The 10,541-nt window shown below is 50.7% G+C and carries 9 protein-coding genes; 4 read left to right on the forward strand and 5 right to left on the reverse strand.

Features of this window, described 5'->3' with window-relative positions; all coding sequences use genetic code 11:
• Window positions 1-53 precede the first annotated feature (53 nt).
• Window positions 54-1,310 (reverse strand): ABC transporter permease, encoded by a 1,257-nt coding sequence (locus V7P87_RS10410; protein ID WP_333797374.1) that lies wholly within the window; start codon window positions 1,308-1,310, stop codon window positions 54-56.
• Entirely contained in the window at window positions 1,301-2,035 is a 735-nt protein-coding gene (locus V7P87_RS10415) for an ATP-binding cassette domain-containing protein (protein ID WP_333797375.1), read from the reverse strand. Before V7P87_RS10415 ends, V7P87_RS10410 begins: the two co-directional genes overlap by 10 nt.
• A gap of 72 nt (window positions 2,036-2,107) precedes the next feature.
• Between V7P87_RS10415 and V7P87_RS10420 the strand changes: the two genes are divergently transcribed.
• On the forward strand, window positions 2,108-2,677 hold the full coding sequence (locus V7P87_RS10420; protein WP_333797376.1) for a DUF3299 domain-containing protein: 570 nt from the start codon (window positions 2,108-2,110) through the stop codon (window positions 2,675-2,677).
• Between the two features lie 98 nt (window positions 2,678-2,775).
• Here the strand turns inward: V7P87_RS10420 and V7P87_RS10425 are convergent, their stop codons facing one another.
• The gene (locus V7P87_RS10425) at window positions 2,776-3,309 is read right to left on the reverse strand and encodes a ZrgA family zinc uptake protein (RefSeq protein ID WP_333797377.1); all 534 of its coding nucleotides are present in this window, start codon (window positions 3,307-3,309) and stop codon (window positions 2,776-2,778) included.
• Window positions 3,310-3,488: 179 nt separating this feature from the next.
• On the opposite strand from V7P87_RS10425, the gene V7P87_RS10430 reads away from it, so the two are divergent.
• The 3 genes from V7P87_RS10430 to V7P87_RS10440 are packed head-to-tail and all read left to right on the forward strand — an operon-like array spanning window position 3,489 to window position 8,076.
• Window positions 3,489-5,012, forward strand: a complete 1,524-nt coding sequence (locus V7P87_RS10430) for a cryptochrome/photolyase family protein (RefSeq protein ID WP_333797378.1) — start codon at window positions 3,489-3,491, stop codon at window positions 5,010-5,012.
• Window positions 5,013-5,014: 2 nt separating this feature from the next.
• Window positions 5,015-6,487, forward strand: coding sequence for an FAD-binding domain-containing protein (locus tag V7P87_RS10435; protein ID WP_333797379.1), 1,473 nt, complete (start codon window positions 5,015-5,017; stop codon window positions 6,485-6,487).
• Window positions 6,484-8,076, forward strand: a complete 1,593-nt coding sequence (locus V7P87_RS10440; protein WP_333797380.1) for a deoxyribodipyrimidine photo-lyase — start codon at window positions 6,484-6,486, stop codon at window positions 8,074-8,076. Before V7P87_RS10435 ends, V7P87_RS10440 begins: the two co-directional genes overlap by 4 nt.
• On the opposite strand, the gene V7P87_RS10445 is transcribed toward V7P87_RS10440, so the two are convergent.
• Entirely contained in the window at window positions 8,073-9,107 is a 1,035-nt protein-coding gene (locus tag V7P87_RS10445) for a M28 family peptidase (RefSeq protein WP_333797381.1), read from the reverse strand. The two genes, V7P87_RS10440 and V7P87_RS10445, sit on opposite strands and share 4 nt — an antisense overlap.
• Window positions 9,085-10,287, reverse strand: coding sequence for a tetratricopeptide repeat protein (locus V7P87_RS10450; RefSeq protein ID WP_333797382.1), 1,203 nt, complete (start codon window positions 10,285-10,287; stop codon window positions 9,085-9,087). Before V7P87_RS10450 ends, V7P87_RS10445 begins: the two co-directional genes overlap by 23 nt.
• Between the last annotated feature and the right edge of the window lie 254 nt (window positions 10,288-10,541).

Here is a 10,541-nt window from a genome sequence, read left to right on the forward strand (position 1 = left end):
CTTACTATAGCAAAGTTCCCTGAATAACCAAGCGGTTAGAACACTGCCATCCACTACAAACGTACTGTCAGCCCCTGTGCCAGGCTTTGCCGGTAGGTCAGATAAGACGGAATAGCCCCCAGCAACAAGGCCAGTGCCAGCAGTGCCGCCAGCAAAACAGCGGTATGACCATGCCAGGGCAACCAGGAAATCACCAAACCATAACTGCTGCTCAGCAGTGGCTGTAACCCTGCTAAAGTGCCACTGAGCAGCAGTAAAGCACTGCCGATACTGGCCAGACTGATACAAAACACTTCGAGCTGAATAAGGCAAAACAACTGCCAGGGCCTGGCTCCCACAGCACGTAATATCGCCATTTCGCGTTGCCGCTCTTTCATTGCTGCCAATAAAGTGGTCACCATCCCAATCAGCGCCGCTATCAGCACCAGTAAGGTCACCAGCAATAACATGTTTTCCACCATCGCCAGCATTTGCCACAGTTCAGCAAGGGCTGCGCCTGGCAAAATGGCGGTTAAAGGTTCAGCTTTAAACTCATTAATTTGCCGCTGAATGGCAAAGGTTGCCACTTTGGATTTTAACCCCAGCATAAAAGCCGTCAGCACCTTGGGCTGCAACTGTTGCAGTTGTGCTTCGCTCAGTTTGGGCGTTTTGCCAAAACCAGGCGCACCGCCCTGCCAACCCAGATGAATAGCTTCAATACTTTCCAGGCTGACATGCACACTTTGATCAACCGGAGTGCCCGTCGCCGCCAGAATACCTGCCACGGTAAAAGGCTGATCTTTATGCTGGGTAAAACTGACAGCTCCCACCCCATGCGACAAAATAATTTTATCGCCAAGCTGATACCCCAGTTTTTCCGCAACAGCGGCCCCCAGCACCACCTGATACACAGTGCTAAAAGCTTCACCTTGCGCAAATGTCAGCTGTTGTTGCTGGCCATAACGAAAATAACGGAAATAATCAGCATTGGTGCCAATGACACGGAACCCTCTGTGGGAATCCCCCAGCGCCATTGGAATAGCCCAGGCCACCTGTGGATGGGAAGCCAGCTGCTGATAATGCTGATAACTGATGTTATTGGTAGCGTTGCCAAGGCGAAATACCGAATACAACAATAAATTCAGCTGGCCGGAGCGCGCGCCTACGATTAAATCTGTGCCCGACACTGTGCTGGTAAAACTGCGTTTGGCCTCCAGGCGCAAATGATCAATACCCAGCAATAACGCAATACTGATGGTCAGTGACAACAAGGTCATCAGCACAGTGCCGCGCCTGTGCCATAAACTTTGTCTGGCCAGTTTTAACAGCATAAAACATCCTCCGAGCCTGGAACTGCGGCCGCCAGCGGTTGAACACCATCACTGAGCGCATCCATCCGCAATTGCCATTTAAAATAACGGGCAAGCCCAGCGTCATGGCTGACAAAAAGCACTGTGGTGCCACAGCGGTTGGCTTCGCTGAGCATCAGGCGGATAAAGGCATCTCTGTTGTCGGCATCCAATGCTGAAGTCGGCTCATCGGCAATCAGCAGCGCAGGTTCATTGAGCAAGGCTCTGGCAATAGCCACCCTTTGTTGTTGGCCCACACTTAAATTCACCGCACTTTGTGGCCATAAAGCTGCATCAAGGCCAAGGGCACTTAATAACATCTGCGCTCTTTGGGTGGTGGCCGCGCTGCTGTTGCCGGCAAATTCAGCCGCCAGCAACACGTTATCCAGCACTGATAAATAACTGATGAGATTTAATTGCTGAAACACCACACCTATATCTTTGGCACGCATCAAGTCGCGTCGTGCTGCTGTTTGGGGTTGAAACAGCGCCCCCTGGATGTGGATTTCACCGCGGCTTAACGGATGAATACCCGACAACAAATTCAGCAAAGTGGTTTTACCTGAACCCGAAGCACCACGGATAAATAAATGCTGCCCGACATCAAGCTGCAGATCGGGTAACTGCAGGCTAAAAGCGGCTGGTCCCTGGTAACTGAAATAAAAATTTTTGAGTTCAAGCGCGGGAAAATTCGGTTCTGCAGGCACAAGCATTCTCGGCAAAGTGATATGATAAGACGCAATTATTACTTTATAACATAAGCGCGAGAGTAAGCTCCAATGTTCAAGCCGTTGTTGATGGGATTATTCCTGAGTCTGGTCGCATTCCAGACTTCTGCCGCCAAAAGCGAACAAGCAGCCAGTGCACAAGCTGTGCAAACACTGGAATGGACAGATTTATTACCGCCGGAAGATCTGGCCAAAATGGAAGCCTTGCCAGAAATCAGCCATGAAGGCGGTGAAGGCAGTGGTTCTGCGATTAATAAACTCAATCAGGACGATCCAGCCAGCCAGGCCTGGGCTGAAGTGCTGCAGTCTGCCAAAGTGCGCGGCGAGCTGAACGGTAAAAAAGTGCGGATCCCGGGTTTTGTGGTGCCTATTGAATATGATGCCGAACAAAACATTACCGCCTTTTTCCTGGTACCTTATTTTGGCGCCTGTATTCACGTGCCACCACCACCACCAAACCAGATTATTTTTGTGACCAACGCCAAAGGCTTAAAGGCCGACATGATTTATAACCCGTTTTGGCTGGAAGGCACTTTAACCACTGAAACCATGAGCCACGACCTGGCGAACTCGGCCTACAGCATTAAAGCCGATAAAATCAGTGAGTATGTGTACGAATAAAAAAGCCAGTGCCAGACCTGAGCTGTATCAAACAAAAAAGCCTGATGTTTATCAGGCTTTTTTGATGGCCAAACCGCAGACCCCAATATTGAGAAGGCTTACCGGATTAACTTTAGCACCGCATTTTTTGCAGTTAACTCGGCCACACCAGCCTCACCGTTCACCAGATATTGTACATTCAGGCTTTCCAGCGCCGGACTTTGGCTAAACAGGCTAAAACTGATATCGGATAATTTTAATGGTGCCTGGCATAAAATCTGAAAATCTACATATAAATCAGCGTGGTTGGCATCACCCTGCTCTTCGCGGAAATTCTGCCCGCTGATGCTGCAATTGGCCGCTGTGGCAAGCGCAAACCAGCTGCCACTTTTAAGCATCTCCAGCTGCTGCTGTTGTTGCTGCCTTTCTGCGTCAGTACTGGCTTTGTGTTCAAAACCAACAATATTGGCCGCTGCAGTGCTTAACACCAGCTCAGCTTCATTCCCATCCAACACAAAAGTCAGGCTGGCTTTGCCATGCTGATGGGCGCCATGTTCGGCATGTTGCTGCGCCTGTGCCAGCCCTGCAGCTAACATCATAGTGGCCATGAGCAGCTTGCCCGGCCAGCATTTTTTGCTCCGATTTGTGTTCATTGTTACTCCTGTGCCGCAATCATTGTGGCCAAATCATACCGCAATCAAACCACACTGCAATCGCCAGCGCGCAGTGCTTAGACCAGCCTGCGGCAAAATCAGTTTATCCGGTCTGATCCTTCCGCCGGTCGAGTGCGTAATGTCAATATCTTGTTGATTTGAGTGCCAGTCTGATTGTTATGGCAAAACTGATTCTGATCTTGGGTGATCAATTAAGTCCGGCCCTTGCCAGCTTAAGGCAATGGCAAAGCGGCGATCTGGTGCTGATGGCGGAAGTTCAGGCTGAAGCCGGTTATGTACGCCATCACCAACATAAAATAGTGCTGGTCTTCAGTGCCATGCGTCACTTCGCCGCCAGCCTGCGCGCCCAGGGCATAGAGGTAAAGTATTTTCAGTATGAAGAGCGGATTTCATCGTTATACGAAGCCGTTGCCACGACGTTGAGCCAGCAGCCACAGCTGAGCGAAGTATTGCTGACTGAAGCTGCCGAATACCGGCTGGCACAAGAGATTACAGCCTGGCCGGCCTTATTAAAAAAGCCGGTGACAGTGCTGCCGGACGATCGTTTTATCGCCAGCACCGAGATGTTCAGACGCTGGGCAGACGGGCGCAGTCAGTTCAGGATGGAATATTTTTACCGTGAAATGCGCCGTTACACCGGTCTCTTGATGAACGGCAGCGAGCCAGAAGGCGGTAAATGGAATTATGACCATGACAACCGACAAAGTTGTCCTGATGATTTGGCTTTACCAGCACCGGCAGCGGTGCCGGTTGATGCGATTACAGCGGACGTGATCCGTCTGGTCAAACATGAATTTAGTCATCATATGGGCGATGCAGACACCTTTTCTCTCGCCGTCACTGGCAAGGACGCCAGGGCGGTTTTTCTTGATTTTGTCAGTCAGCAATTGCCGCTGTTTGGCCGTTATCAGGACGCAATGCAGCTTGATCAGCCGTTTTTATTTCACAGTGTCAGCGCCATGTATCTGAATATTGGTTTATTGGATGTGCGCTGGATGTGCCAGAAAGTGGAGCTAGCCTATCGGGAAGGCAAGGTGCCGCTGAACGCCGCCGAAGGCTTTATCCGTCAGTTAATTGGCTGGCGCGAATATGTACGCGGTTTGTACTGGTTGCTGATGCCGGATTATAAAAACCTGAACTTTTTTGCCGCAGAGCGGGCGCTGCCCTCTTATTATTGGCATGGCGATACCAACATGCGTTGTATGCAGCAGGCCATTGACCACACGCGGCAACATGCTTATTCCCACCATATTCAGCGACTGATGATCACCGGCAACTTTGCACTCTTGGCCGGTTTGTCAGTGGCTGAAATGAACGACTGGTATCTGTCGGTGTATGCCGACGCTTTTGAGTGGGTGCAGCTGCCCAACACCAGCGGTATGGCGCTCTTTGCCGACGGTGGTGTACTGGCGTCTAAACCCTATGCTGCCAGCGGCAATTATATTCAGCGCATGAGTAACTACTGTCAGCACTGTAGTTATCAGGTAAAACAGGTCACGGGTGAAGGCGCCTGCCCTTTTAACGCGCTGTATTGGGACTTTCTGGCCCGCAACGAAGATAAACTGGCCAGCAATGCCAGGATGCAACTGGCCTATCAGCAATGGCGACGTAAACCGGCCGACTCACAACAGGCCATCCGCGATTATGCGGCTGAGCTGTTAATCAAACTGGAAAAACTCTGAGTATGACCCGCCTGGTGCTGCTTAATCAGGCGCTGCGCCTGACCGACAATGCCCTGCTGCAACAACAGGGCGATTGTATGGCGCTGGTGCTACTGGAAAAATCGCAATTTTTCGGCAGCCAACTTGGCATCACAAGAGCAAGCCCGCTGCGGCTTGGCCATCAGCTATGGCTGCTGGAAGATTTCAGGTTACAACTTGCCAGCTTAAAAGTACCACTGCTTTGTGTACTGGCCGACAGCCAGTCACTGCTGCCGGAACTCATTCACGAACTTGGCATTCGCTCTGTGGTGATGGCTGAGCCTGTAGCCGACGAAGAGCGGCAATTGCAACAGCTGGCCGCACAATATGTGCCTGTGTCATCTGTTGATTTAAATTCACTGCTTGGTGACAGCTTGCGACCTGAGCTTGCCGCTTTGCCCGACAGTTTTAGTCAGTTTAGAAAGGAGCGTGAGCCAAAGCTGCAGGTAAGCTCAGCTTGCGCTGACAACAACATCAGCGGACGCTGGCTGGGCGCCACTGAACTTGCCAAAACAAAAGAAAGTGTGGCAAAGCTGCTGGCGCTGGAGTCAAAGTGGCAACAGCAGTTGTTGTTATGCCCCAAACCACAGCAGATACCGCTTGCCACAGAAGAGCAGCAACAAGCACAGTTTCTTGCTTATCTTTATCAAACAAAAGCCATTTACCACTACAAACAAAGCCGTAACCAGTTTTGTGATCTTGCTGCTGACGGCACCATACCGCCTGCCGGCCAAACCCCAAGCTACGCCAGTTTTTTATCCACTGCGCTCAGTCACGGCAGCTTGTCGGTGCGCTGGGTCTGGCAGCAAATTTGCCAGCTGGAACAAACTTTGGGTGGCAATGACTCAACCTACTGGCTGAAGTTTGAGCTGTTGTGGCGCGAATATTTTCGCTGGCAACAGCGCAAATTTGGCAATCTGTTGTTTCACCAGCGCGGGCTTGGCCGGCATCCAGTGCCTGAACCACAAGGCGATATGGCACTACAACAACTGAAATTTCAGCTCTGGTGTCAGGGGCAAACCGGTGTGCCACTGGTGGATGCCAATATACGTTTTCTTTTGCAAAACGGCCTGATGTCAAACCGAGGCCGGCAGCTGGTGGCAAGTTATCTGATTTACGATTTAGCGCTCGATTGGCGTTTTGGCGCTGCATTTTTTGAACAACAACTGCTGGATTATGACGTGGCCAGCAACTGGGGCAACTGGGCTTATATTGCCGGCGCGGGCACAGCACCGGGCCGTTATTTTAATCAGCTGAAACAAGCACTGCAGTACGACCCTGCCGCTGTATTTATTCGCAGTCAGTTGCCAGAACTTCACAGTTTGGGACTTGCTGCACACTTACCTTATGTCGCAAGCGCCGCCGCGCCTTATGCGGCACAACTTGCTTTACCGCCAGCACGGCCAGACTGGCACAGCAGCCTGGAAAAACTGCAACATCAGCTGCAATACCCATGATCAGCATTTTGTGGTTTAAACGTGATTTACGCCTGGACGATCACGCTGCGCTAACAGCCGCCGCAAAACGCGGGCCAGTGTTGCCGCTTTATATTATTGAACCCGACTACTGGCAGCAGCCTGATACTTCACTGCGCCACTGGCAATTTATCAAAGGCGCTTTGCTGGAGCTCGATAAACAGCTGCGCTCGCTTGGCCAACCTTTATTGGTACTGCGTGGCCCTGCCAGTAAAGTGCTAGTGCAGCTTTGTCAGCAATATCAGGCAACTGCAGTGTTCAGTCATGAAGAAACAGGTAATTTATGGAGTTATCAGCGTGATGTCGCTGTCGCGCAAGCACTCAAAGCCCATGGGGTGGCCTGGTTTCAGTTTCGTCAGTTTGCTATTTTCCGGCCGCTGCTAAACCGCGATCATTGGTTTCATCAGGCCGACGACTGGTTAAAATCACCACTGGAAAAACCGCCGCCAGCGCTCACGCCGGTGTTTGCAGCTGTTGTCACGCCACATGCTGAACCTCCAGCAACCCGGGCTCATCTCGAGCAGAAACTGACTGAGCTGGCGCCAACCAGACAGCATGATTTACCGCCTTGCCACAGCATGCAGCAGGCTTTTGCATTCAAAGACACAGTGCATAGTTTTTTTGCAAACCGCGCAAACAATTATCAAAAACACATTTCCTATGCCGCCAAAGCAGATCAAAGCTGCTCAAGGCTGAGCCCTTATTTAAGCTACGGCATGCTCAGTATGCGCGCTTTACAACAGCAGTGTGTGCAACAAATGCAACAGTTGCAGCCGGGTACCCGCAAAGTGGCATTACAGGCTTTTTTCAGCAGGTTACGCTGGCATTGTCACTTTATGCAAAAGCTGGAAGATGATCCTGTGATTGAAATGGCCAATATGCATCCGGGTTTTGACGGCATGCGTGAGCTGGATTTTAGCCGGGAAAAATTTGCTGCTTTTTGTGCCGGTCAAACCGGCTACCCGCTGATAGACGCCGCTATCCGCTGTTTGCTTAGCACTGGCTGGCTGCATTTTCGGGGCCGCGCCATGCTGGTGGCTTTTGCGTCTTATCATCTGTGGTTACATTGGCGGCCAACTGCACTTTTTCTGGCGCAATGTTTTGTTGACTACGAACCCGGTATTCATTACCCGCAAATTCAGATGCAATCAGGCACCACTTCGATGAATCCCAACCGCATTTATAACCCGCTGAAACAAAGTCAGCAAAAAGATCCAGAGGGGCATTTTATCCGGCGCTGGTGCCCTGAACTGGCGCTGCTGCCAGACAGTTGGCTGCATAGCCCCTGGTTGTTACCAGCTCAGTTACAGCGGCGTTATGGTGTCCTGCTGGGCATCGACTATCCAATGCCGATAGTACAACTGGAACAAGCGATGCGCGAAGCCAGAGCAAAACTATCGGCCTGGTCGGCGCAACAGGACAAAACCTTGTGGCGTACCCAGCAGCAACAGCTGGTACAACGTCATGCCAGTCGGAAAAAACCGGTGAAATCTACAAAAGCTGCAATAACGTCAGCGAAAACATCAACAACACCACAACAGCTGCAGATCTTTACTGAAGACTCAGTTTAGTTTGTGCTTTTACGCGGATACTGTAACTGGGCCGGACTTTGTTGCTCCAGCCACAGCACTGTGGCGGCAATTTGGCTTAAAGCGGCCTGAAAAAAACCAGCATCAATCCGTTGCCAGTCATCACTGGGGCTATGGTAATCAGCATGGATATCCACGCCAAAATATAAATAAGGAATACCGGCGCGCCTGAATACACCATGATCACTGGCATTACTCCAGTCGACACTGGCGCTGCCTCTGCTTTCTGGCCGCCGTTCACTGGCCAGCACCAATCGTACACCGTTTTTTTCAGTACGCGGCATTTGTGTGATCAGCGGCAAACTGCGTTTGCCAAGCAGATACAACTTATTGTTTCTTTCCCCCCGGCCAATCATATCGAGGTTGATATTTAACAACATTTTTGCGGGGCTGACCGGCGGCTGTGCTAAAAAGGCTTTGGCGCCATCCAAGCCATGCTCTTCAGCATCTGTGGCCACAAACAGGTAAGAATAAGCCGGGCACTGGCTTTGCAGCATAGCGGCAAGATATAACATACCGGCCACGCCGGATGCGTTGTCATCAGCGCCGTTATAAATCCGCTTGCCCTGGGGTTTCAGGTGATCGTAATGTGCTGTTACCACAATATAAATGTCCGGGTAACGACAGCCTTGTTTCAGACCAAGCAGATTCACGCCCTGCTGCTCAGTAAAACCAAGCTGATAACGAAAGGGCTGGCGGTAATTGTCGGCAAAAGAGGTTAAACCCAGGGCGGCAAAACGTTGTTGCAGATATTGTTGTGCCAGCACACTGCCCTGACTGCCACTACTGCGCCCAGCCATCTCATCCGACGATAATTGTTGTAAGTCCTGCCAGGCCTGACCAAACAAAGCGGCTTGCTTTATCTCCTCAGCATGAGCTAAGGGTGGTGTTGGCTGTATCGCCGCAATTGAACCCTGTGACAGCAGCACAGATAACAACAGGCATAACAGCGCCGGGCAACCAAGCCGGCGCTTTAAAGGCGCAATAAACTTAATCTTGTCTTGCCACTGCATTCAGCATATCCAGCTTATATTGGTAACGACGCTGTTCAGTCGCGGAGTCGGTATATCGTTTGGCTGCCTGCAGGTAATAACTGGCTTTGGCCAGATCCTGTTTCAGCAGATAACTACGCGCCAGACCAAAATAAGCTTCCGGCACATGAGGTTGTAGTTTCAGACTACGACGAAAGTGTTGAATGGCATCATCGGCCGCCTGAAACTCCAGCGCTTCATTGCCCTGCATAATAAAATAATAAGGGTTGGTCCGGCGTTTTTTCTCAACCTTTTCTTCCAACACTGCGGCCTCTTGCTCTCTGCCGGTCATCGCATACAACATCGCCAGATTAGACATAGTGTTGGTGTGTTCCGGCTCCAGCTGCAGGCTATGCAGATACACCTGCTCGGCCAGGCTTAACAACTCTTTTTTCCGATACAACACGGCCAGATTGTTCCAGTTTTGTGCCAATTGTGGCGCAGTGGTCACAGCAGCTTTGAGGTAATGATAGGCAACATCATAATCACCAATCGCTATCGCATCTGCGGCCTTGTTGTTGTAAAACATTGCAACAATAGCTTGTTTGGAAATGCGTTTTGCCTGTTGCCTTGCCCGCTCCGGCACCATATCAAAATCAATCAGATAACCATTGCCTCTGAGCAAAACAACATACTGCCCGGCGTCGCGGATTTTACCCGGATAAATCATCAGGTTGACATGACCGTTTAACATACTGTTGCCAGAACGGGTGACCCAATATTCAGGGACTGCAACATCCTGAAAATGCGCTTCAAAACCAAGATGTTGCGCCAGGCTGTAAGCCAGTATGGTCAGCGACAGACAATTGGCTTCTTTTCTGGCATAAGTTTCACTGGCAATCAAAGTCGCACTGTTGACATATTCCAGCGGAACATTGTCATTGCCAAAAATAAAAGTCAGCAATGCCAGGCTGCGGCCATCCGCATATTCGTTGGGTAGCACCTGCTGTCGCGCCAGCGCAATAACCGCAGGCGGCAAGGCAAAAATTTCCTCTTCGGTTTCGACCTTGGTCTCAACCGGCTTAAACTCGGAGTCCTGTAATAACAAGGTGGACGCAAACAACGGATCCTGGGTAGCTGGTAATTGCTGACAAGCGCTAAGGACCAACATTAAAGCGGCGGATAAAAGTTTGAGCGCTGGCTGCTGAATGAATAGCGACATCACACACCTCAACTGCAGTTCATACAGCTTTGAGTGTATACCGCAGTGCCGGTGCTGGCGTTATCGGAGGACTGAACAAATTGTGACAAAAAGTATCAGCACGGCAAAAATATTTGCCAACCTGCTGGGCCACCACAGTTGTGATTCAATACGAAGCTTACAACGGCACAACACGTTTTGCGCTGCTGTAAAAACAAAAAATCCAGCATAAAGCTGGATTATTTGGTGCCTAGGGGGGGACTCGAACCCCCACG

Origin of the sequence: Rheinheimera sp., assembly GCF_036782235.1 — a bacterium.
Lineage (GTDB): Bacteria > Pseudomonadota > Gammaproteobacteria > Enterobacterales > Alteromonadaceae > Pararheinheimera.